26 protein-coding genes are annotated in these 22862 nt (G+C 68.8%); 3 read left to right on the top strand and 23 right to left on the bottom strand.

Annotation, left to right across the window (positions count from 1 at the left end; all coding sequences use genetic code 11):
• Positions 1-53: 53 nt before the first annotated feature.
• The gene (locus tag ACIA8G_RS21795) at positions 54-464 is read right to left on the bottom strand and encodes a hypothetical protein (RefSeq protein WP_396420452.1); all 411 of its coding nucleotides are present in this window, start codon (positions 462-464) and stop codon (positions 54-56) included.
• A gap of 126 nt (positions 465-590) precedes the next feature.
• Positions 591-1487 carry a hypothetical protein gene (locus ACIA8G_RS21790; protein WP_396420451.1) on the bottom strand — a complete coding sequence of 299 codons (897 nt, stop codon included), beginning with the start codon at positions 1485-1487 and terminating at the stop codon, positions 591-593.
• A 428-nt stretch (positions 1488-1915) separates the two neighbouring features.
• Here ACIA8G_RS21790 and ACIA8G_RS21785 point away from each other — a divergent pair, with 428 nt between their 5' ends.
• Positions 1916-2614 (top strand): MarR family transcriptional regulator, encoded by a 699-nt coding sequence (locus ACIA8G_RS21785; RefSeq protein WP_396420450.1) that lies wholly within the window; start codon positions 1916-1918, stop codon positions 2612-2614.
• Here the strand turns inward: ACIA8G_RS21785 and ACIA8G_RS21780 are convergent.
• The 8 genes from ACIA8G_RS21780 to ACIA8G_RS21745 form a co-directional block, all read right to left on the bottom strand.
• Entirely contained in the window at positions 2611-2868 is a 258-nt protein-coding gene (locus ACIA8G_RS21780) for a hypothetical protein (protein WP_396420449.1), read from the bottom strand. The genes ACIA8G_RS21785 and ACIA8G_RS21780 overlap by 4 nt on opposite strands.
• 141 nt (positions 2869-3009) lie before the next feature.
• Positions 3010-3669, bottom strand: a complete 660-nt coding sequence (locus tag ACIA8G_RS21775) for an HNH endonuclease family protein (protein ID WP_396420448.1) — start codon at positions 3667-3669, stop codon at positions 3010-3012.
• A 401-nt stretch (positions 3670-4070) separates the two neighbouring features.
• The gene (locus ACIA8G_RS21770; protein WP_396420447.1) at positions 4071-4382 is read right to left on the bottom strand and encodes a hypothetical protein; all 312 of its coding nucleotides are present in this window, start codon (positions 4380-4382) and stop codon (positions 4071-4073) included.
• A gap of 73 nt (positions 4383-4455) precedes the next feature.
• Positions 4456-4725 (bottom strand): hypothetical protein, encoded by a 270-nt coding sequence (locus tag ACIA8G_RS21765; RefSeq protein ID WP_396420446.1) that lies wholly within the window; start codon positions 4723-4725, stop codon positions 4456-4458.
• 108 nt (positions 4726-4833) lie between these two features.
• Entirely contained in the window at positions 4834-4965 is a 132-nt protein-coding gene (locus ACIA8G_RS21760) for a hypothetical protein (protein ID WP_396420445.1), read from the bottom strand.
• A 35-nt stretch (positions 4966-5000) separates the two neighbouring features.
• Entirely contained in the window at positions 5001-6863 is a 1863-nt protein-coding gene (locus ACIA8G_RS21755; RefSeq protein ID WP_396420444.1) for a hypothetical protein, read from the bottom strand.
• 39 nt (positions 6864-6902) lie between these two features.
• Positions 6903-8174 carry an AAA family ATPase gene (locus ACIA8G_RS21750; RefSeq protein WP_396420443.1) on the bottom strand — a complete coding sequence of 424 codons (1272 nt, stop codon included), beginning with the start codon at positions 8172-8174 and terminating at the stop codon, positions 6903-6905.
• A 61-nt stretch (positions 8175-8235) separates the two neighbouring features.
• On the bottom strand, positions 8236-8550 hold the full coding sequence (locus tag ACIA8G_RS21745; protein WP_396420442.1) for a hypothetical protein: 315 nt from the start codon (positions 8548-8550) through the stop codon (positions 8236-8238).
• 769 nt (positions 8551-9319) lie between these two features.
• On the opposite strand from ACIA8G_RS21745, the gene ACIA8G_RS21740 reads away from it, so the two are divergent.
• The gene (locus ACIA8G_RS21740) at positions 9320-9889 is read left to right on the top strand and encodes a winged helix-turn-helix transcriptional regulator (protein ID WP_396420441.1); all 570 of its coding nucleotides are present in this window, start codon (positions 9320-9322) and stop codon (positions 9887-9889) included.
• 37 nt (positions 9890-9926) lie between these two features.
• On the opposite strand, the gene ACIA8G_RS21735 is transcribed toward ACIA8G_RS21740, so the two are convergent.
• From ACIA8G_RS21735 to ACIA8G_RS21675, 13 genes are all read right to left on the bottom strand, one after another.
• Entirely contained in the window at positions 9927-12968 is a 3042-nt protein-coding gene (locus ACIA8G_RS21735) for a transcriptional regulator (protein WP_396420440.1), read from the bottom strand.
• 230 nt (positions 12969-13198) lie between these two features.
• Positions 13199-13627: a hypothetical protein gene (locus ACIA8G_RS21730; RefSeq protein ID WP_396420439.1), complete on the bottom strand. Its 429-nt coding sequence runs from the start codon at positions 13625-13627 to the stop codon at positions 13199-13201.
• 52 nt (positions 13628-13679) lie between these two features.
• Positions 13680-14069 (bottom strand): hypothetical protein, encoded by a 390-nt coding sequence (locus ACIA8G_RS21725; RefSeq protein WP_396420438.1) that lies wholly within the window; start codon positions 14067-14069, stop codon positions 13680-13682.
• A gap of 101 nt (positions 14070-14170) precedes the next feature.
• Positions 14171-14725, bottom strand: coding sequence for a TadE/TadG family type IV pilus assembly protein (locus tag ACIA8G_RS21720; protein WP_396420437.1), 555 nt, complete (start codon positions 14723-14725; stop codon positions 14171-14173).
• A 9-nt stretch (positions 14726-14734) separates the two neighbouring features.
• Positions 14735-15214, bottom strand: coding sequence for a TadE/TadG family type IV pilus assembly protein (locus ACIA8G_RS21715; RefSeq protein WP_396420436.1), 480 nt, complete (start codon positions 15212-15214; stop codon positions 14735-14737).
• Between the two features lie 6 nt (positions 15215-15220).
• The gene (locus ACIA8G_RS21710) at positions 15221-15409 is read right to left on the bottom strand and encodes a hypothetical protein (protein WP_396420435.1); all 189 of its coding nucleotides are present in this window, start codon (positions 15407-15409) and stop codon (positions 15221-15223) included.
• A gap of 42 nt (positions 15410-15451) precedes the next feature.
• Positions 15452-16345 (bottom strand): type II secretion system F family protein, encoded by an 894-nt coding sequence (locus tag ACIA8G_RS21705; protein ID WP_396420434.1) that lies wholly within the window; start codon positions 16343-16345, stop codon positions 15452-15454.
• Entirely contained in the window at positions 16342-17250 is a 909-nt protein-coding gene (locus ACIA8G_RS21700; RefSeq protein WP_396420433.1) for a type II secretion system F family protein, read from the bottom strand. Before ACIA8G_RS21700 ends, ACIA8G_RS21705 begins: the two co-directional genes overlap by 4 nt.
• An 8-nt stretch (positions 17251-17258) precedes the next feature.
• Positions 17259-18749, bottom strand: a complete 1491-nt coding sequence (locus tag ACIA8G_RS21695; RefSeq protein ID WP_396420432.1) for a CpaF family protein — start codon at positions 18747-18749, stop codon at positions 17259-17261.
• A complete protein-coding gene (locus tag ACIA8G_RS21690) occupies positions 18746-19669 on the bottom strand; it encodes a chromosome partitioning protein (protein ID WP_396420431.1) in 924 nt (307 codons plus the stop codon). Before ACIA8G_RS21690 ends, ACIA8G_RS21695 begins: the two co-directional genes overlap by 4 nt.
• Entirely contained in the window at positions 19669-20391 is a 723-nt protein-coding gene (locus ACIA8G_RS21685) for an SAF domain-containing protein (protein ID WP_396420430.1), read from the bottom strand. The genes ACIA8G_RS21690 and ACIA8G_RS21685 overlap by 1 nt, the downstream gene beginning before the upstream one ends.
• Before the next feature lie 120 nt (positions 20392-20511).
• The gene (locus tag ACIA8G_RS21680) at positions 20512-21369 is read right to left on the bottom strand and encodes a hypothetical protein (protein ID WP_396420428.1); all 858 of its coding nucleotides are present in this window, start codon (positions 21367-21369) and stop codon (positions 20512-20514) included.
• Positions 21363-21737, bottom strand: a complete 375-nt coding sequence (locus ACIA8G_RS21675; protein ID WP_396420427.1) for a hypothetical protein — start codon at positions 21735-21737, stop codon at positions 21363-21365. Before ACIA8G_RS21675 ends, ACIA8G_RS21680 begins: the two co-directional genes overlap by 7 nt.
• A 477-nt stretch (positions 21738-22214) precedes the next feature.
• Between ACIA8G_RS21675 and ACIA8G_RS21670 the strand changes: the two genes are divergently transcribed.
• Positions 22215-22856, top strand: a complete 642-nt coding sequence (locus ACIA8G_RS21670) for a prepilin peptidase (protein ID WP_396420425.1) — start codon at positions 22215-22217, stop codon at positions 22854-22856.
• The last annotated feature ends 6 nt before the right edge of the window (positions 22857-22862 follow it).

Here is a 22862-nt window from a genome sequence, read left to right as displayed (position 1 = left end):
CGTTCGGTTGTGCCGCGTCCCAGGGAGGCGGTTTTCCAGCGGTGTAAACGTGTTCACGATCGCTTCTGGTGGACCGTGCGGTCGTGGCGAGGTGCACGACGTTCCACGTCGCCGACGGCAGTGCCGATCATCGCGGCGAATGGCTGGCCGTCCGATCCGATCAGCAGGATCTGTTGGGTGAACAGAGGCGGTGTTTCCCCGTCGAGGACGACGATGTTGTGGAGGCTCGCCAGCCCGAACAGACGACTCATCACGGCGCGGATCGTGGTGCGATCGGGATCGGCTTCGACCGGCAATCCACTGACCGCGATGTCGAGCCGCCGCTGGTGAGGAAGGATCGTGACGACCGTGCGCACCTCGTGTGGCAAGCCGCCATCGCCGCGCAACTCACCGATGTCCTCGGTCAACCGCACGGCGGCGGCTTCAAGGGTGTAGCCGGGGCCGACCCCGGCGCGTGTGCCCACGAGGACGAGATCGTCCGTCGTGGTCTCGAATAGTGTCATGGCCAGCCTCGTTCGGGAGGTGGAATCGCTGCTGTGTAGCGGTTCCGGTAACGGGCATGCAGTGGAAGCGTTGGTGCGTACGGGATCTCAGCGCTCGTGATGGGCGTGGAGCTCGGCACGGAGCTCGGCACGGAGCTCGCCCAAGCTGCGCCCGTCGGCCACGCGCCGCCAAGCGCTCCATCCGTTCTGGTGCTTGCCGCCCAAGGCGGTTGTGGCACCAGAAGGGTTTTCGTACATCCGGCCGTCGGCGAGCACGAGCGTGCCGTCGGTACGGATGCGGGCGGTGTGTCGGGCACCGCAGCTGGGGCGGTTCCACACCAACTCGTCGCCCGCACTGACCATCCCGGCGTCGAGTAGTGCACGCACCCCACGGCGAGCCCGCCGCATCCCAGGGGCTGCCGTCGTGGACGGTGCGGTATCGCACGGAGCGACCGCTTCGGCCGCGTCGGTGTGCAATCCCATCACCGCTGCGGCCGTCGGGGCGATCATCCGAGGCCAGTGGTCGTTCACACCGCGCCAGTGGCCGACTCGTTGCCAGCGGCCCTGGTAGGCCAGCAGCATGTCGACATCCACGGCGTGATCGCCCAGAAGCGGATCGGTCGGTTCCGTCGGGTGTGTCAGGCGCACGACGAGGTCGCCGTCATGCAGGTCGGCGGACGGTTGCTCGGGTACCCACTGTCCGGCGAACAACGCCACTGCACCCGTGCGATCGGGATCGGTGTCGTTGGCGATGTCCAGGGCCACCACAACCATTGCCCACACTTTCTCCGGCAGCCGCATCGGCGGCGCGGTGGCGAACGTCGGAACCATGATCAACGAGTCCGGTGGCAGTCCGACCCATTCCCGGAAAGCCGTCTCGTCCCTGGGTTCTGACGCCCCGAAGGCCGGATGCGTGTCGTGGGATCGCGCATCGGCTTTCGGCGCGCCCACGGCCATATCGGCGGCGGTGTCGGGCGGTTTTGCGGTGTCCCGGTCGATCGTCATGTGTCTGCGCCCCTTCAGGTTTCGGTGCCTGGCCGGATTGGTTGGACCTGTATGGACGCTTCGTTGGTGCGCGCCTGTCAACGTGGATGTGTGCGGTCAGGGTGAAATGAACCCGTGTGGCGCAATGGTTCGCAGCTTCCGCGAACCGTCTACACAAGACAGTCATCTTGTTTCGGCAACCCGCTTGACTTCACACGGCTGGGGAAGCGTCCATAGTCGTGTGACCCGAACACACCGGCAGCGCGCCGGGGGCCACACTGCCTCGGCCGGGGCATGACCACCACGCCGATCACATGCGACCAATCGAGGTAGTCATGTCCAAGACCCGCAACCGCAACCGCAACGCCCGTACCACCACCGCTGACTCGAGCGGCTCCGCCCGTACCTTGCAGGCGGTCCCTGAGTCGACTATCGAGCCGACCACGAGCTTGAAGTCACGGACGGAGACGGAGGACAAGCTGTGGGAGGCGTTGCACGCCAACCCGCACAGCGCCGCCGCTGTTCTGTCGACCGCCGCCGGGATTGGGAAGTCCACCGCCGCCAAGATCCTCGCCCGGTGGGTGGTCGACGGCAGCGTCACCCGCACCCCTGGGATTGCCGAAGGCGGTCGCCGGGCGGCCGACCTGTGGTCGATCACCGACCCCGATGTCCCAGAGGCCGACGTCCCGAAGGTGCACACGTCGGAAGCGGACACCGCGCACTCTGCCGACATCGATGAGCCCCAGGGTGTCGCTGCGACTGCCTCACCTGGCACGCCGACGGGCGACACCGACGAATCGGCCGTCGAGGTTGCGACTGTCGAGGAGCCGCTTGCCGAGGTCAAGCCGGACACCGTCGAGCCGTCCGACGATGATAACGAGGCCTCGGATGGTGGTCAGCCGAAGAAGCGGCGACTCCCGCCCGGTGGGCTGCGCGGGCTGGTCGAGGACTTCCTGCGCGAGCACTCGGGCGAGGAGTTCAGCCCGAACAAGATCGGCAAGGAGCTGGACCGGTCCTCGGGCGCGGTGAACAACGCATTGGAGAAGCTGGTCGTCGACGGCTACGCCGTGATGACGAACGACAAGCCGAAGCGGTTCTCACTCGCTCCCATCGAGAAGGAGCCGGAGTCCGACGCCACGACCGACTAGCCTGCCTTGTCGTCGATGTGGTTGTGCCCCAACGGATCTCGGTTGGTGCACAACCACATCACCGCGTCCGTAGGAGCGTTCCCAGTGCTACCGTCGGCGGTCGAACGCGTCGACAGGTACAGCCTGTCCAGGCCTATCGCGACGGCGGTGCAGCACACGGCGACCACGGCGGGCCACGCCACCGCATTGAGCGCGGCGATGGCCGAATTCACCGCCGCCACCAAGAGGAAGACGACTGCCAACACACGAGGCATCACGCCGCCAGCACCGCGCGCGGGTCGGATTCGTTGCCTCATGCCGATCAATCGGGAGTGCTGGATCAGCCGTTACCGGAGTCGCATCGTTTACCGGACTTACCGATCAGCCAGCCCCGCCGTCGTGGCGGTGGTGCCGACTCACGCGATGGCGACCGCGATCGGGACGTTGGGACAGCTCGCGGACCTCTCCACGAGTACGGACTTTTCGTGGTCGTCCACCGTCAAGCCCCAGCGGGTCTTCACGCTGACCCAGTCGGTGATGTAGCCGCACTGTGCCGGTGCGTATGGCGGAAGCCACGTGCTCGGGTCCTGGTCTGCCTTGGACCTGTTCGAGCGTGCGGTCACCGCGATCAATGCCCGAGCTTCACCGAGGTCGTTGGCGTACTCCTCGCGGCGTTTCGCCGTCCACGCGGAAGCGCCGCTGTCCCAGGCCTCGGCCAGCGGCACCATGTGATCGATGTCGATGGCTCGAGCGTCGGGGACGTACTCGTCGTCGTAGGACGAGTACCACGACCCGCCGGCGATGGCGCACTTCAGGCCGATCTCGGGCGCGAGGGCGGCCTCGTCGATCAACACTTCCGCTCGAGTGCTGCATCCGTCGCGGTCAGCGTCGACCCAATGCCGGAACTTCTCGCGTTGGTAGCCGTCTCGGACCTCGTCGGCGACGGGAAGCGCGGCGACCGCCTCGCGCAGCGGCAAGGCCGCCGCGGTGGCCGGCGCCGCCGCGGCGACCGCGGGCACGGACGCGAGTGCGATCCCCAAGGCCGCGGTGATGGCGACAGTGGCAAGTCGGCTCATTCGGATCAGCTGCTCCTCCGGTAGTCGGCACGGCCGTACCGATCCCGCGTGCCGGTCACCTCTTGCGTAGTGGCAAGGCCGGGCGGACGCGACGTCGACACCGGCCTGGTCCACCGTTTGGCTCAGAACTTTTCAGCCGAGTGAGCGACATGATCTACAGCACGTGAGCGGGCACGCAGCCGGAGAAGTGATCGAGGGAGGCGGATGTGCGCGAGGGAGGGGCGCGGCGAACGGCGCGCGGGTTCCGAGAGCGGCTTGATGCGGCGACGTGCTGTGCCAGGTGTTGGAGGCGTGAGCTGGCACCACGGGGGAACGCACCGCCTGATGCTCGTCCGCCGGGACAGCCGTGGCCGACCAGCGACCCCTTCACGAGGTCGCTGGTGTAGTGGGGCGTGGTCTGTCTACCGGGTTGTTTCGAGTTTCACCCATCGATGGGCTTGGGCGTCCCAGGTGGCCTCGGCGAACAGACGCATGACATCGGGGAGATCGGGGCCGATCATCCATCCGTATTCGCGGCATTCGGCGGTGCCTGGCCATTCCCCGGTCCACACTTCCGCGCCGCAGTCATGCGTGGCCTCGCAGCTGAGTTGTTGCAGTCCTGTCTGCAGGCAGCGGGCCACGTCGCACCCGTCGATGTGTGGCTCACCGATCGACACTTCGCAGTCCGGGCACAACGGCCCGTTGCCTTTCGTGCTTGTCATGCTGTCCTCCACTTGCGGTTCACCTCCGATGAGAGCGTCGGATGACACCCCAGCCGATTTCCGTGCGCGGCCAGCCTGGTGGCTGTCATGACCACTCCAGGGCGTTGGTGGCGAGGTCGGGTAGCGGGCCGACCTGGGTGCCTTCGCCCAGCCACACCACCGGTTCCTCGGTCCGTTCGGTGCCGTCGCCCTCAGCGTCCTGCGGGGTGCACACCACCTTGCCGACGGTGTACTCGAAGGGGTGGTTCGGTTGGGCGGCCCACCGGAGCGGGGTGGCCGGGTCGTACTCGGTCAGTGCGTCCAAGAGGTCGCCCACGGTGTCGATGGTGTCGATTCGGCTCGGGTAGAACGGCATGATCAGCGGCTCCTTCGGTTGTGGTGTAACGCCTTCACGGGTCAGAGCACGGCGGACATGTCGCAGCCACTGATGGAGGCTCCGCAGGCGGTGCAGCGTTCCCACCACTCAGTGGTGCCGCCGTAGCTGGGGGAACGCGTCCGACTCGCACGTGTTGGTCGCGCGGCAACGGGTGCACCGGTGGTCGGTCTCGCTGATCTGCTCGAACAGCGGCTCAGGGTCGGCGTGCGTGTCGGCCATGGCATTGCCTCCGTTGTGCCTCGGTGTTGTGTGCCCTAGTGGGTGGCGCGCAGGGCGGTTGTGGCGGCGCGTCCGATGGCTCGGGCGATGCTGTTGGGGTCGGAGGTGTTGCGGTGGTCGGCGGCGGCGTCGTCGGCCTTACCCGGTGTGGCGCACAGTTCCGTCCATCCACAAGGGCAGTAGGCGGTCGTCGTGCCGCGAGCGCTGGGGCTGGTGGTGGGGTTGTGCACGACGAGTCGGTGCACTGTGACGCCGTCGAGTGGCGTGTCGGTGTCACCGGTGGACAGCCAGAGCACGGCGCATCCGGTGGCGCGCAACCGATCGACGCGTTTCTGCCCGTTGGCGTGGGGCTCTTTGCGGAACTTGCCGTCCGACACGATCACCAGCAGCCGTGCGGCACCGGGGCGTGACAGCCCGAGTGCGCCGTCGAGGGCGTCGATCGCGGTGTCGACGGCTTCCCAGTTGTCGTTCGCGCGGAACTCGGTCACCTGGGCGGGGACCGTGCCGGGGCGGGTGATCGGCCGGACCGCCTGGCCGAAGATCACGGTCGCAGTGTCGGCGGGCACGGTGGTGTGGTGGGCGGCGTTGGCGAGGATCCACGCGGTCGAGGCGACCGGGCGGGCAAGGTGGCCCATCGACCCGGACACGTCGCACGCGATACCGACCCGCAGCGGCGGGGCGGGCACGGTGGCGCGGGTGATCCGGGTGAACGGCTCGGCGGTGGGCAGTGACCCGGCGGCGCGTTGCGCGTCGGCGGCCATCGCGCCGCGCATCCGCAACCGTCCCGGCGGCACGGCCGAGGTCGTCTTCGTCGCCACCCGGTCACGCACCCCGGCCGTGGACAGCGCACGCCCGAGCACGCGTGCGGCGGCGCGTTCGTCGGTGGTGGGCGGGCGGGTGCCCGCCGTCTCGGTGCGCCCGTCAGGGGGACCGCCGACGGCGAACACCGACTGCGCGACCTGCTCCGCGATCTTGCGGGCGGCGTCCTCGGCGGCCTCCGCCTCCGCCGCCAGTTCGGTCGGGTCGGTCGGAACCTTCTCGCGCGCCACCGCCCGCGCCACCTTGCCCAGCGCCGTGGTGATCGACTCGGCCAGCGGCGAACGCGACGGGGCACCCGACCCGCCCGAGGGGTCCGGCTCGTCGGGGGTCGCGGGGTCGGCACCGACGACCTCGCACCAGCGGCGGCCGAGGTCGATCATGGCGGCGGCGTCGTCATCGGCGACGGTGAACGCCTCGCGCCACAACGCGCGCAGTTTGGCCAGCTTGTCGGCACCGAGCACGGCCTCGACGGTGCGGGCGACGGGGGCGGTTTCGGCGCGGGTGAGGATGCCGCCGTCGGTGCGCCCGAGCAGCAGCGCGGCGGTGTGGGCGGCGTCGCGCGCGGTCATCTTCGGGGCGTGGGCGGGGTCGTCGGCGCGGGTGTCGGCGAGGATCAGGTTGGTCGCCGAGGCGCGCAGCCAGCGGCGGTCGTCGGGGCGGCGGCGGATCTGTGCGGCCTCGATCCTGTGCTCCTCCAACAACATCGCGGCGGCGACCGCGCCGGGAGGGTCGTCGGGTCGCGGTTCCCAGGCGCTGTGTTTGGCGTGCGCGGACTCGTGGACGAGCAGCCCCCACGCGGTCTTGTAGCGGGCGCGGTCGCGGATCTTGTGCGGTGTGGTGGTGGCGGGGTCCACGGTGCCCAGGTGGGTGCCGTCGATCTCGATGGTGGCGCGGGCGGGCAGGAAACACGCCGGGGCACCGTGTCCGGCTCCGGGGGCGATGGTGACCACGAGGTCGTCGCGGTCGGCGATCACGGCGACCTCGTTGGTCAACGCGGCCGACAGGGTGGTCCATCCGGCGGTGGCCGGGAAGATGACGGCGGCAGTGGCGGTGTCGTCGGCGATCAGGTGCGCGGTCATCGCGGGGCCGTCCTTTCCGGGCTGGTGCGCGGATAGGGGTTACTTGGGCTTGATCTGCGCGCCGAGTGCGAGCGGCGTGATGGTGGTGGCGAACTGGGAGCGCAGGGCGGTGGTGACGGCGGCGCGGTCGTCTTCCGGTGCGTGGCCGAGGAGGTTCGCGGCGGCGGCGATCGGTCCGATCACGTCGGCGAGGTCGCGGAACGCGATCAGCTCCCGTAGTTGTGGTGCCCACCCGACCTCGCCGTTGCGCCACTGGGTGTCGAGGTTCATGGCGGCCTTCACCACCCGCTTGTCCACGCCGAGCTGCAGGGCGAGTTGGTAGTCCGTGGTGACGTGGATCTGCGCGGAAAAACGCGACGACAGGGCGTCGGTGAGGATCGCGCCGTGCACGCCGGGGTTGTGACCGGCCAGTACGTAGAACCCGTCGGCGGCCTCGACGACTTCGCCTTTGTTGGCCTTGACGACGATCTTGCTGCGGCCGTCCATCAGTGGGTAGACCACCGCGAGCACGGTCGGCGGGATCAGCGTGGCGTCGTCGATCAACAGGGGGCGGCCTTCACGCATCGCGGTCACGAGCGGTCCGTGGACGAACTCGTAGCGCATGTCGGCGGTGTGGGTGTAGTCGCCGACGAGGTCCGCGACCATGGTGTCGCCGTCGCCCGGGATGGTGATCAAATCAGGGAAGGCGGCCTCGGCCATCGAGGTCTTCCCGGTGCCGGGCGGGCCATAGAGCAGCGCGGGCATGCCCTTGGCACGCAACCGCCGCAGCGTCTCCACGTCCGACATGCCCGCCAGTTGCCTCGGGTAGTACAGCTGGCCGTTCGGCCGTGTCACCGGACCGGTCACCGCCGCCTTACCGCCCGACCTCGAAGGGGCGGGCGTCGCGGTCGCAGTGGGAGACGTGGACAGGGCGGGTGTCGTCGTCGCGGGCGGTGTCGTCGCGCGACGGGTGCGCGGTCGGCGGGGTGTGCGCGCCGGGCGGGGCGGCCCGGATGGTGCGGGCGTCGCGGTCGAGGCGGCGGCGGTGGTCGTGGTCGCCCGGTAGCGGAGCGGTTTGGTCGAGGTCCGTTCGGCCTCGCCGCGATCGGCCAGCGATTTCAGGGCGTTGCCCACCGCGCCGGACGACTTGTTGCCGAGGTCGCGCGCGATCTCGCGCGGCGTGAACTCTCCGGCCGCCCGGTGGGCCAGGAACCACGCGACCTGGCGGCGCAGCTCACCGTTGGGCAAACGACCGCCCGCCGGGGTGGTGGCGGCCGAGCCGAGTGGCACCGGTGCCGCCGGGGCGGGTGTCATCGTGGCTGGCGTGGTCATCGCGGGCAGTCCTTTCGCGCAATACGGGCGGAAATGCTGGCAGATTTCGGGCGGGTACCGGTTAGGCGATCGCCATCGTGTAACACTCGATTTGTTCGGTTTCGCTCTCACCTGAAATAGAAGCGCAAAGATCGGTGTAGCCCATGGCGTGCAACACGGCGGCGGTGGCGTAGCCGCCACAGTTGCGGCGGGTGCGCGTGCGGGGGCCGCCCGGGGTGTGAACCGTGATTTTCCGGCCGTCGAACGTCACGGGGTAGCACGTCACCGGGGTGCCGTTTTCCATGATCGTGAAAGGTGTGGTGGTCATGACTGTCCCCATTTCGTTGACGGTGTCCGGGTAGTTGTTCGCGTGGAATGGTGCGGGTATGGCTGTCACCGGGTGTCCTATTCGGTTTGGTTCCGGTTCCCCCAGGTGACAATTCAAAGATAACTCTGCCGCGCGCCGAATGCAATAGAATTCGACGCCCCATTTCAAGACTCTTTCCCCCCGCTCGCATTGGCCGCCAATTATCGGCGAATAGAAAGCCGTCCGTACGGTCATAATTGCCGCCGTTGTCGGCGATTTCCGCAGCTCACGGGCCCCGGCGAGTTTCCGAGGTGTCGGGAGCAAGCGGTTGGAAATGAAGTGAAGGCCGGCAGGGCGGAGAGGGGTGCATGAAATGTGAGAAGAATAGGGATACGCGTGGTAGCGAGTGACAGGGCTGGAAACCGCGGCACGGCCGACACGACGCAGGCTGGCCACCGCGCCCGCCCCGATGTGTCCACCGGCTTGTGGCCAAGCGAGTCTGGGACACCAGTGGATCCCCCCGTAGCATCGCCGACCAGCAGCTTCGTCGCGTGGACGGGGTAGCGTTCTAACGTGATCCCCAAGTTGATCCCCCGTGTGATCCCCCGTGTGAACCCCCAACGGAAGTCACCGTACGTGCTAACGATCACCGATTCCGTTACCTTCGGTAACAAGCGCAGCTCAGTCGAATTGAGTAGGAATACCGTGGGATGGTTGGCCCGTTCGGCGTAACGTGGAGGGCTCCATCACGACGAGGTGAGGAGGTCCGGCGAGGAACGTGGTCACGCTGAGCAGGCAGTACCGCTCGGCGTCGCCCTCTGGGCGGGCGTGGGGAGCGTCGACGAGCTGTGGACAAGCGGTGGAACGACCGGTTGCGGCGAGGGAGGCCGGACCGATGCAACTGGGAGGCGTCATGGTCATGGGGGACGAGCAGTTCCTGCGGGATCTCTACAATTTGAAGTACCTCTTCGGCGACAAGTGGGCACCAGCCATCAACCTGGCTCTCGCCCGCGGCCCGATGCGGCGAGCCGAGATTCTTTCCACGATCAACTCGTACTCCCTCGGCGATGAATGGTCGGACAAACCTATTATTCTGCACGATAGCATTCTGACGCGGACGCTGCGAAAGATGACAAAAGAAGGTCTTCTGGTGCGTACGGAATGCACGGAGGCCTTTCCGGCGAAGGTCTTCTACTCGCTTGCACCTCAGATCGCCGAGTTCATGACACTGCTCGGACCGCTCATCGACTGGGTGAGGCGACACCCCGACCTCATCGCGCAGGCTCAGGCGTACAACCGCAATCTCGGCGAGGACGACGACGATCCACTTACCGGGACTCCAATACAGGACGACAACGACAGCGACATAGTCGACCTCGATCATGATGGTCCGGTCACCGAGGGGAAGTCGAGCCGCGATTCCGCCTGAATCCCTCTGACCGCCGGTTCCCGGCTCTGTTCGCCGGTCAGCTCGCCGCACTGCGGTCCCGACCATCCTGGTCGCGTCGAACGGCCTGGGTACCGGGGTCCAGTGAGGCAGCGGCCTGCCTGTCGTGACGCTGCCGCAGCCGCGCGGCCAGCCCGAGGGCCTGCGGCGTGGGCCGGTCGTCGACCTCGGCCAGCCGCGTCGTCAGCAAGGTCAGGGTCCGCGGGATCGCGTCCAGGCGCCCGAGGCGTTCCTGGAGTCGCATGATGTCGCGGTACAGCAGTTCGTTGTGCGGATCGAACGCCCTCGCGATCTCCAGCAGGTTGAGGGTCTGCTCGGGGTCGGAGTCCACCAGGGCGCGGGCCAATTCGGCGACGGCGTCGATGGCGTCGCGGCGGATGGCCTCGCGCGCGGATTCGATCCACTCGGCGGACATGCCGTCGCCCAGCGGCCCGGTGTAGGCGTTGACCACTACGCGGTATGCGTCGATGCGTGCCCGCTCGCTCGGCGCGGCGCGGCGCGCGGTGACAGCGCGGTCGAAGCGCCAGTAGTCGACGTCGACGAGCGCGGGATCCAGCCGGTAGCGGCCGTCGCCGACCACGGCGATCTCGGCGAGCGCGCCCTCGGTGGCCTTCCCGAGCGCGCGGCGCAGTCGCGACAACGACGTGTTCATCGCGTTGGTCGTCTTCTCCGGCGCGCTGTCCGCCCACAACGCCGCCACCAGCGCCTCACGGGTGGCGCCGTCGGGATGCACGGCCAGGAACACCAGCAGCTCCCGCAACCTCGGCTGGAACGCCCCGGTGATCTCCTGCTCCCCGTCTCCCGGTTCGGGGCGCCAGTACACGCGCGGAGCGCCGAGCACGGTGATCCGGATCGGCGCCGTGGTCGAACCGACCTCGCCCGCTTCCGCTGTTCCGATCGTGTCGAGCTCACCGGCGCGCTGGCTGGCAACGTCTTGCTCCTCGTCGATTGGCGAGGCGGGAGGTTGCTGGCCGGCTACCGGACGGAGCCGAGCGCCCGGTGTTGGGATCGGTCGGGGCTCGACGATCTCCAGCTCGGTATCGCTCGGCTCGGCGGGGCCGCCGGCGGCGGTGACTTCCAACTCGGTGTCTGCCTGGTCGACGGCGGTCGGCGCGGCCGCCTCACCACGGCCGCCGCCCGCGTGACTACGGTCGCCGTCCAGGACGTCGTTGTCATTGCCCGGTGCGGTGTGCAGGATTTGCGGCCCTGACGTGGAGGCAAGCTCCTCCTCGACAGGGGACGGCTCGGGCTGCGCGCGGTGCAGGAGGGCGAGCAGCTGCGCGGTGTCATCGCCGCCGACGCGGAACATCCTGGTCTCCCGCAGCGCCTCGCCGAGCCCAGGGCTGGTGGCGGAGATCGTGCCGTCCTCGCGCACGTAGGCGGTGACGCCAGCCAGCCACTGGCCGAGCAGGACGCCGACGATGCCGAACACGGAGCCGTTGTCCAGCACCGCTTGCAGTCGTTGACTGTTGTGTTCGGGTGTCCTGGCGACGAGCACCACGGTGGGCCACGACCCCGGATGCTCTTCGCGAGCGCGCAGGAGGGTCTCGGCTTCCAGCTCGTCGAGCGCCTCGTCGAGCCCGGCCACCACGCGCAGCGCCCTCGGTAGCCGGGGGTGGGCGGCGATCCGCCCGAGCAGCAGTGGGAGGTCGCCGGCCGGGACGACAATGGTCGCCCCGGCCGACGTCGCCAGGTTGTCGATGGGCGGGGTCAGCGAGGCCAGTACCAGGGCGCGGGCAGCGCTCGATGCGCCCGCTCCGACCAGTCCGAGGCCGCGGGCATCCGCCAGGTCCAACGCGATCTCTCGTCCATCGCGGACACCCAGGCCCGGTGCGATCGAGGACGCCGGGCATGAGCGGGTGTTGGCGGGATCTGCGGCTCCGATGACCAGCGATCGTTGAGGCCGGTCGAGTGGTGCGGCGTGTTCGTTCATGTCGAGGTCGAGGTCGAGGTCGAGGTCGTCGTCGTGTTCGGCGCGGAGATGAGCGAGCCGCAGCTGGTAGACCACCGGCGCGACCGGCAGGTCATCGCGCCGACCGCTGCCGGGCTGGTAGCGGCGACGGTAGCGGCGGCGCGCGATCATCAGCGCCGCACTCACCGCCGCAGCCAGCCCGAGTCCGAGGTACAAGTCCGATCCCCAGCTGATCGCGGGCTCCCGCGAGGCCGGTGGTGCGGCCTCGCCCGCGGCCGGCGGGGCGTGGCGGGTCGGCGGAGTGGCTGTCGCTGGGCTCGATGGCACCACGGTCGTGGTCGGCGTGCTCGTGGTGGCTGGTGGTGTGGTCGTCGCGGGCGGAGGCGGCACGGGTTGCTCCGGCGTGCTCGGCGGAGCGACCTCGATGGGCTTCGTGCCCTGGGGAAGGACGAGCACATCGCCCGGAAACACCAGGCTCGGGTTGGTGAACGCCCTGCCGTTGGGCTGAGGCATTCCCTTGTTGAGTTCGAAAATCTCCACCCAGCGGGCGCCCGCACCAAGAGCACGTTCGGAGACACGCCACAGGCTGTCGTGCACACCGGTTGCCGGATCCGGGTGCCGCACGATCTCCGTCGTGGGACGCGAGGACGAGCTCAGCGCGGCCGGCCCGCCTTCCTGTGTCACGACACCCGCACGCCGCACTGCCACAGCGGCACCGTCCACTGCGGAGGGCCAGGCCGGTGCAGTCGCCACGACACCGGATCCGGCGCCGAGCGCAACGGGCTGCGCACTGGTCGGCGGCGGTGCTGTGGCACGGTTCCCGAGAATCGACAGCATGATCGCGCCGACCAGGATCGCGGCCGGGGCGTGCATCGGACCGGCCGCCAGCAAGTCCGGCCACCGCGCCCCGTGCACCACGTCCACGGCGCAGCGCACCACATCGGCCGTGAACGCCGCCCACGTGATCCAGCACAGACAGGCGAGGAAGTCGAGCAAGAACCCGGCGTGCATCGGACCGAGCAGAACGGCCTGCACCTCGTCCCAGCTCGGCAGGTGATCGGGCAGCGGCCAACCGACGAAACGCGACAACGCCCACGGCAAACCCGCGACGAGCGCCAGCAGCACCGCGGCGGCGACCAGGCCACGCACGACCCGACCAATGAACCGGAGCGTGCCAGCCAGCACCGACCAGGAGTGGCGACTGCTGCCCGGAGGCTGTGTCGACCTCCGGCGAGAGGTGTGTGATGACGTGGTCACGACTTGCTCGATTCCTTGGCAGTACAGGGCTTATGAGTCGCCACCGACGGGCACCGCGTGCGCATGGGCCAGGAGCTGGCGTTGACTCGTCGCCGCAGCCCATCCAGGACGGGCGGGGGCTCTCACGTCACCCCTACGGTGGTGCGTGCGGGCGCGTCCGCAGTGGTAGCGCCAGACACGGTCGGATCCGGCAGCGTCGATCCCTGGTCTGCCGCCGATGTCTTCGCTGCGGCCGGTTCCCGACTCGTACCGACCTCGGTAGCGGCAGCGTGCCGTTTGCGTTTGGTGCGGGCGGTCTTGTGGGCCGCGCGCCATCGCGTGAGGTCGGCGGCTGGTACGTCGGTGAACCTCGCCAGTTCATCGATATCGATGACGTCACTGGCGGCAGCGAGCACGTCCCCGAGTTCTCGCTCGATATCGCCCAGTTGTTCGGCGATGGCGGCCCGGCGCTGCGCGAGCACGCCGACCTGTTGCGCCGCGGCGGATCTCCTCGCACTACGGTCGGCGTCGGCCTTCTCGACACGGCGCTGAATCTCGTCGGTCGTCGTCATGCTGGTGTCCTTCCGTTGACGCGCTTCATCGGGTGCGAGCGGCGGGGCCGGGTCATGGTTCGATTGCCGCCACGCCTCGTTGCGGATGGGCGCTGGCGGTGCCGTGCACCGACAAGGCGCCGATGCCGACCAGGCCCAGTAGCTGGGTCGGCTGGGAGGCGGTGACGGTGACCGTCACGGTGTTCCCGGTGACTGTCACCGTTCCCGACGTGCCCACGGCGGCGAGGTAGCTCTGCGCGTTCGCGACCGCCTCCGCGGGAACCAGCTGCAGCCGGTTGCTGCTGCGGTACACGGCGAGGTCGATGGCCTGGGCGCCCGCACGCGCCGCGGATTCGGCTTGCCCGTTGGCCTTGACCTTGGCGGCGAGCGCCAGGCCACCGTCGAGGGTGAGTCCGGCCAGGGCGAGGATCCCGGTCGTGAGCACGACGACGAACGCGCTCACCCGTCCCTCGTCCGCGCGCCACCACCCGCGTTGCCGCGCGCGCCAGCAGTTCGGTGACGACACGCCAGAGCGGATTGGCTGGGCGTGGCAGGCGGGGCGGGTCATGAGCTGCCCCCGGTGGCGTTCACGGTGACCGATCTCCAGGTATCGACCACCTCGCTCGCGGTGGCGGACAAGCGTTTCTGGCCAGGAACACCGAGGATCAGGGCGTCGCCGAAGTCGACCGTGCAGGACACGGTCACAGTTACGGCGCCACCCGGCCGCAGACCACCGGTGGCCGTGTCCACGCCCAGCGACTGACAGACGACCCCGGCCGAGGCGAGGGCGTTCGCCGCCGTCGAGTGGGCTGCAGCGACAGCCGCCGGGTCGGTGCGTGCGATGCTCGCGGCCCGCGCGGATTGGTGCGCGGCGTCGTTGAGACGCAGCCGCGCGTCAACGCCGCGATGGACGACCACTGCGACGAACACCATCAGCATGATCAGGACCGGGGTGACGAGGGTGACTTCCGCGGCCACGGAGCCGCGATCGTCACGCCACCAGGCCATCCACCCACGACGGCGGAGTTCTCGCCGCCACGGCCGTCGCAGGCCATCGTGCGGGCACGTGGCGGCCCGCGGGACAATAGGCGGGCCCAGGGTGGGTGCGGTGGTGGTCATCGCTTCTCCTCACGGTCCACTCGCGACGGCCGGCACCCAGCGTTCGACCGGGCCGACAGCCTCGGCATGGACCGGCAAGCTCAGGAACGGCACCACCGACGACGCGGTACCGGAGATCCGCACGGAAGCGGACTCCGCGCCGCGGTCGGCGGCGACCGTCGTGCCGGTCAGCGGGCCCCGTGCCAGCTGGTCGAGCACCTGCTGCGCGCTCGCCGTGCCCGCCACGGCCGTGCCGTTCTGAGCTCGCGCGGCGGCGAGCCCTTGCGAGGCGGCTGCTTGCGCGATGTGGGTGGCGTGAGACCACAGGGCAAACTGCACAATGGCCAGCAGCATCAACAACAACAGCGGTGTCGCGATCACCAGCTCCGCGCTGACCGCGCCCCGATCCCCGCGCAGCGCCCGGCGCAGCCATCGCGACCCGCTCGCGCGCGACCGGTGGCCCCGCCGCTGTCGGCGGCGGTCGTGTGGTGGTGGGGTCGTGGTGGGCATCGTGGGCTACAGGTTGATGCCGTTGGCCTTGGCGACGACCTTCGCGACGATGACCGCGATGACGGCCAGCGCCGCGACGACCAGCATCGCGGTCACCAGCACCGTCTCGGTCGAATACCCCGCCTCGGGCTCGCGACGCAGCACCTCGATCCGCGCGCGCAGCGCCGTCCACAACACATCCCAGTACGTCCGCATCGTGTTCTCCTCCCACTGTCGTACGTCGAGCCCACGGACCTTTCACAGTCCATTGAGGACCTGTGTCAGCGCGGGGTAGGCGATGAAGGCCAAGAAGCCCAAGAACAGAGCCATGACCGGCAGCGACATGCGCTCCGTGGCCGCTTGGGCATCACCCTCGGCGGCGGTGATCTGGTGGGTGCGCAGCGCGGCTGCCTTGGCCGCCAGGCTGGCGCGGACCTTGGCGCCCTCGGTCCCGGCGAGGCTGACCGACGCGGCCAGCTCGGCGAGCTCGGTGACGTCGAGTTCCTCACCGAGCCGCCGCAGCGTGTCCCACGGTGTCGTGCGCGTCAGCCGAGCCGCCTCGAGGGCGCGACGGATCTGCGCGAACGCCCACCCGTGCCCGACGCCGACCGAGTCGTTCAGGGCGCTGTCGACACCGGCGCCACCGGCCAGGGTGATCCACACCAAGTCCAGATAAGCGGACAGCGCGTGGCGGAACCCGACCCGCAGCTTCGCCGCGTCCGACCGGGCCTGCAGATCCGGCAGCACGAACCCCACAGCCGCGAGGACAAGCCCGCCGATGATCGGGAACTCGACACCCAGTGACAACCCGCCCAGCATCAGCAGCAGTTGCAGCAAGGCGGGGGCGAGCAGCCCGGCGATGGCCAGCGTGGCTTTCTCCGCCAGGTGCGTCGCCACCGGACGACCGATCACCGCGAGATCACGCGAGAGCCGTTCACCGGGCAACCCCATGACGCGCAGCGGTGCGATGAACGGACGGCCGACCTTGGCCGCCCAGCCGGTGTCATCGGTCGCCAGGATCGGCGGCGGCGCCGGAGACGCCGTGGCACGCGCGAGGACGACACCGAGCGCCGGCCGGGGAGGAAACGCCCACACGGCCAACGCCCACAACCCGACACCAAGCCCGATACCCAGAACCAGCACGGTGATCATGACCTCGACCCCCACACTTCCACCGCGGAAAAGTCCTCATTGGACTCCGCGGCTGTGATCGACAGGAACCGAGCTGGCTCGTAAACCCTGGCGATCCGCACCAACCAGGCGAACCCCACCGCGAACAGCGCGCCGATCCCCAGCAGCACCACCTGCCCGATCGCGGAGTCGTAGGCAGACAAGTAGGAGCGGTTGAGCAGCACCACGGCCACCGCGAAGGACAGCGTGGTGCCCACGATCACCCGCACCGAGGTCCGGGTCCGCGCACGACCGGCCTCGACCCGCATCCGCATCGACGCCTGGTCACGCGCGGTAAGCGCCAGCGCGCCGAGCAACTCGCCGAGCTGACGGGCCTGCTGCTCGGCGGCCTTCACCAACGCGGCGATCACCAGATCACCGGTCGGATCGGCCAGACGGCCGGCCAACCGCCGCAGCGACGGCGCGAGGTGCTCGCCGTTCTCCAGATGCACCGAGAGCTCGATGGTCTCCCGGCGAATCGCAGTGGGCGCCAGCCGTGCGGTGGCCAGGATCGCCTGCTCCAAACCAGCCGCGGCCGACAGCGTGTCGCGCAACATCTCGGTCCACGTCGCGATCGCCTCGATGCGGGCGACCCGCCGTGCGTGTTCCGGATCGCCACCGAGCACACGCGGCAGCGCCCAGCACGCCAGACCCGCGAGCACCGCGCCGACGAACCAGCCGGTCCCGACGCCGGCCAGCACACCCACCGCGACCGCGACGCCAAATCGGAGCACCCGCCGCTGGTCCTGCGGCCCGCCTGGGTTGCGACGAACCAACGTTCGCCGGGGCCGGTCCGGATCCACCCCACGCCAGCCGGTGATCAGCAACAGGAGGCCGACGCCGACCCCGGCTCCGAGTAGCGCGGCCAGCCCAGTGAGGGGAGTCATGGTGCCGGTCACTGCGGCCACCAGCCTTCGGGCTGCTCCAGCACCACGGGATCGAAGCCCACGGCGATGAGATCGTCGATCGTGTCGGTGCGCACCGATCCCGCGACCGGCCGGGCGCGCCTGTCGTGTCCGGGGCGGTAGACCTCGTTGGACACCACCTGCGGGCCATCGGCGCCGACGACCTCACGGACCGAGGACACCACGCGCGTCGTGCGATCGGCGCCGAACGCGAGGTGCACCACGAAATGCACCGCGCTGGCGATCAGCAAGTTGCTGGCTTCCAACGGCAAACGCTCGACACCCTGCGCGGCGTAGGAAGCCAGACGGGTAAAGGCGATCCGCGAGGACGACGCGTGCAGGGTGGCCATGCTGCCGTCGTTGCCCTGACTCATCGCGTTGCACATGGGAATGACTTCCGGCCCGCGGATCTCGCCCACGATCACCCGGTCCGGCGACATCCGCAGTCCCCAGCGCACGAGCTCGGCCTGCGAGATCGCCCCCTCGCCCTCGATGTTCGCCTCGCGGGCCTGGAACGAGGTCACGTCCGCGTGGATGTTCGGGTCGCTGTCTAGCGCGAGCTCGAAGGCGTCCTCGATGGTGACGAGCCGTTCGAGCGGATCCATCTCTGACGCGAGCGCTCGCAGCAGCGTCGTCTTGCCCACACCGGTACCGCCGGTGATCAGGATGTTCTTGCGGGCACGGACAAGCGCCCGTAGGAACTCCACGAGACCGGCGTCGAGAGTGCCTCGCGAGCGCAGTTCGGGCAGGGTGACGGTGAGGTAGCCGTGCCGGCGGATCGACAGCGACGTCACCCCACCTGCGGTCACGCCCATCGCCGCGAACAGCCGCTCACCACCGGGCAACTGCAGGTTCACTGCGGGGGAGCCCTGGTCGAAGCGACGTTCCTGACTCGACGCGCGGGCCGCGAGCAGCCGCACCAGGTCGGTCAACTCCTCGTTCGACCCCGCGATCGGACCGACCTGGACACGGCTGCCGTCCGTGCGCTGCACGAACACCCGGTCCCAGCGGTTGGCGTTGATCGTCTCGATGCGGGGGTCGTCCAGCAGCGGCTGCAATCCGGCCATGCCGAACAACTCGTTGACGACCTCGACCACCACCCGCTGCTCGACCTCACGCCCGACCAGCGGCAGGTTGGCCATCAACTCGTTCTCGCTGTGCGCGCGGACCGCGTCGCCGAGGATCGACCGCGCCAGCTCGCGCCGACCCTCCTGCGTGACCGCGGCGCCGGTGTGGAGTTGCTGGGCATCCACCCTTTGGGGAAGCTGCGTCGAAAGGGCCTTCCGTAGGTGCTGTCGTAGCCGTTCCACCGCAGCGGCCCCGTCTAGTTCCGGTGAGACAGCGGGATAGCCCGCTATGTGCTGCACGGGTGCCTGAACGCCCACATGGTCCAGCGAGACCTGCTGCCACCCTGCCTCGTGCCGTCCCGGCTGGGGATGCAGCTGCACCGCGTGCGGGTAACCGTTGTCAGGAAAGCTCATGATGCCGCCCCTCCCTGCGAATCGACCTCGCCGAACCCGTGCGGGCGACGCTGCACCGCGTGGGCCGCGAGCAGTTGGCCACCGCGGGCGGCGACTGGGCCGTTGGGTGTGTCCGGGAGCGTCCGCAGAGTCGGCACGTTCTGGCTGTTCGCGGCGAGCGGACCGGGCGCGGCATCCGGCGTTTCCTGCTGCTGCGGCACCAGGACGGTGGCGACCTTGTGCGCGAAGCGGCCCAGCGCCGAGTGCGACGGCCCGCCCCGACGCCACCGCAGCCGGGAAGGCCGGCCGCACAGCACCGCGGCGCCGTGCTCGTCCTCAGGAACCCGACCCAAGGGACGCACACCCAGCTCACGGGCGACCTCGGCGGTGGAATAGCCCTTGCCGACCAGCAACAACACCGGCCGCGGCGCCCAGCGACCGACCGCGGGCAACCTGCGCGCCAGGTGCGCGAGGTCGTCCGCGCGAGCACGCGTGAGTAGCACCAGCACGTCTGCCTCTTGCACGATCGACATCGCCGGAGAACCGGGATCGATCCGACCACAATCAGCGATCACCACTGTGTTCGGCAGGTTCGCCGCACTGCGCAGCGCGCCCATCCCACCTGAGGGGTCGGGCGCCAAGGCGACCAGCGCCGCACGCGCTCGATCGGCGTCCGGGGGAGCGGCGACCACCGGCAGCCCGCCCTGCAGGGCTTGGGCGTGCTGCCACACCAACGCCGGATCCGAGCTGTGCCGAGCCGACGCGGCAAGGCTGAGCAGACTGGGGGCCGATTCCAACGAGAACCGGGTCGCGATGTCCCCACCGGACGGGTCCGCCTCGACCACGAGAGTGCGGGCAGGGCCCGGCCACCGCGCGGCCAGCGCGAGCGAGAACGTGGTCGTGCCCGGTGAACCCTTCACACTGATGACCGCGATCAGCATCACCGGCCACCTCCCGACAGCATCACCAACGACAGCTGGCCCACCGGTACCGCGGCGACCTGCCGGGCGGCGGCCTCGGTCAACTGCACCGACACCACCGTGGTCTGGTCGTTGGGCGGCGAGGTCACGCTGGTGACCACCGCCGGCCACACCGCGGCCGCATCCGACGAGGACACCGCAGGTGGGCTCGCGACCGCTCCACCTCCGAGCACGAACACCACCGACACGCGCGCCCCCGCCGACACCTCCGCCGGGAACTGGCCCGGCTTCAACGACAGGGCGGCGATCGCCTGTCCCGCAACGGGAACCGCCGCGACACCCACCACATCGGGCGTCAGCAACGCACCTGCGGGCAGGCTCGTGGACATCGTCTTGCCCACCACGCTGGCAGCCTGTCCGGCGTCCACCACGCTCACACCGGGGTCGACCGCGACGTTGACCTGCCGCAGGTCCTGCGCGGTCAATACCTGCCCGACCGTGACCGCGCGAGCCAGCGCCAGCACAGGTCGGCGATCACCGGAGTTCAGCGAGATCAGCAGGAACGTCCCGACACACACCAGCACGAGCAGGACGCCCAGCAGCAAGTACGGGATGTTGCGCCGGCGGCCTGTGCCGCGCAGCCGCGATGCCGTGTCCGGCTTCGTGCCGTTCCCCGTCCATACGCCGGGTGCCGATGTGGTCGCGGGATTGATGTCGGGCTGGGTCATCACAAAGGTCTTCATGCCGGTGCCTCCAGGCATGGGGTAGCGCGCCGCGTCGCCAGGTCGTGATCGGCGAGCGGAGGACGTGTTCGTGCTTGCTGGTTTGTGTCGTGCGACAGCAGCTCAGACAGGAGCTGCCGCCTAGTTGTTCAGGGCCTGGGATTCCGCGACGCGGAACGCCGCGTTGCTGGTGGTGGTCATCTCAGGGAAAGTGCCGCCCTGGCCCGCCCCCGACCACGAGACCGTCCAGTGGATCGTCGCGGTGACTGGGTACGCCTGCCCGGCTTGACGTGCCGACGAGGTGCGGTAGGTGTGGCCGCAGTCCGGTGAGGCCGACTTCGGGTCGACATCGGCACGGAACGGGGTGCCAGGACCCGTACAGGTCACCATGGTTCCGTCGCCCATCGACCAGGACACTGAGGTCGGTGTCGCCACCGCCGTCACCGACACGCCCGGCACGGAGGCGGTGGCCGAGATCGGCGCCCACCCGCTGGACACCCACATCCACGTTGGCAGGCTCACCAACTGATCACCCGTGGGGTTGGCCGAGATCTGTGGCGCAGGTAGCCGGATCTGCTTGCGTGCGACCTGCGCCAGCACGGCGGGCGACACCGTGGACACGTTGTTCGCCCCGGCCGGAATCCACACCGGACCGTGCGAGTCGGGGTCCTTGCCATCAGGCGAGCACAACACCATGAACCATCCGCCGGGCTCCGGTGGTTGCCCACCAGGCGCTTTGTAGTCAACGGGCACGTTCCTGCAACCGATCCCGTCGTAGCCGGAGTTATCGGCGTTCCCCGAGACGTTTGCGGTGTCATGGTTTCCACTGACAGAGCTGTGGTCCGGGTTCCTGCCCGCAGTGAGACTGCAGGCCGGGGAAGGCGTTTGATTGCAGTTCACGTTGCCGTAGACGTTGTCGGCGAGTGCCGGTGCAATCCCCCAGAGCGTTCCCGCTATTGTTGCGCCAGATATGATGACGAGGCGCTTGATTGTTAGCATGTCCCCACCTCATGCACGCCGAAGTCCGATACTTTCCATGATCCATCGGGCTGCTTATCCACGATGGCGTTGATCAGGTGACGGCCGCCTGGCTTGTCGTCGGCGAGCTGTCCGTTGTCCGCGCGGTACTTCAGCGCATTCGTCGAGTCGCTGCAGTCCGTCACGATCACTTTCGTCGGATTCACCGGTGGATCGACGGAGTCCACCTTGGCGTCGTGCGTCGGCTCGCCTTTGGTCACCAAGCCGTTGTAGTGATCGGCATACAAGCCTCGCGTCAGGTTGGTCAGCGCGGTACCTGTTGCGTACTGGCCCAGCTGCGCGGCTTGCCAGTCAGAAGTCGCTGCAGCGGCGACGAAGCTCTTCCACATCCCGCTGTAAGATCTGAGCGCGTCCCGGTTGGCTATGTCCACAGGAGACGTGGACGAGCTCGGAGTCGGCGTTGCGGGCGCTGACGTGTTCGGTGTCGGACTGGTGTTGGTCCCAGAGGTGCAGGCCACCTGTGCGAGTACGGTTGCCGCGGTCGCAACGAATACCGCCCATCGGCCACCACGTGCGATCAAGGTCATGCCGTGTGCCACACCCCCACCCCCGAAACGTCAGCGAAGATCACCTTCCGTCAAGTGATACAAACTACGTCTACACCCCAAACCCCCACCGACTGCAAAGTCCGTAGGTACGGACTTCGAAGTCCGTATGAGGATTCTCGCGTAATCTTCACTCTTTCGGGCTAGATGGGTCACGGACCGCTTCGTGTCGGAGTAACACTGGAAGCGCATCAATGGAACTCTCGGGGGCATATCGGTGTCGGATCGGCTACATGGGGTCACAGTCAGCGACGCTGACTGATGATCGACCTATTCATCTTTTCGTGGGCGGCGGCCGGAGCTGTGGTCGGGGCACTCATGGGTGTCTTGTCCCGAAAGCTCCTCGCGACGAGCTGCCCTGACCTGCTCGCTGTACGACTGACGGCCCCGCTCCTGACAGCGGTCTTATTTGGTGCCCTCGCCTGGCGGCTCGGCTGGAACCTTGACCTGCTGCCGTACAGCTACCTCGCCGCGATCGGGGTATGCCTTGCGTTCATTGACGTGATCGAGCGGCGACTCCCAGGTGTGTTGTTGCTGCCCAGTTTCGTTGTATTGGGCGCGCTGTTCGCCGTGTCGGCGATCGTCCACTCCAACGGGTCGAGCTTCGCGCGGGCGCTGGCCGGGTTGGCGGCCTCCGCGGCGTTCTATGTCGTACTCGGTCTGGCCGCTGGTGGAGGTCTCGGAGCTGGCGACGTGAAGCTCGGCGGGTTGCTCGGCCTGGCGCTGGGATGGGCGAGTTGGTGGGCTGTTGTGGCTGGTGCATTCCTTGGGTGGTGCCTCGGCGCCCTCATGTGGGGAGGCCTTCGGCTAAGTGGCCGCCTACCGCAAGGTTTCCTGCTGCCGATGGGGCCGTTTCTTCTGCTCGGGGCTTTGGTTGCGGTCGGAGCGAACCCTCCTACCTGAGGCCTT

Source organism: Lentzea sp. NPDC051213 (genome assembly GCF_044455585.1).
Classification (GTDB): Bacteria; Actinomycetota; Actinomycetes; order Mycobacteriales; family Pseudonocardiaceae; genus Lentzea.
The sequence above is the reverse complement of the archived record's forward strand: the minus strand, read 5'-3'. Positions and strand labels throughout refer to the sequence as shown.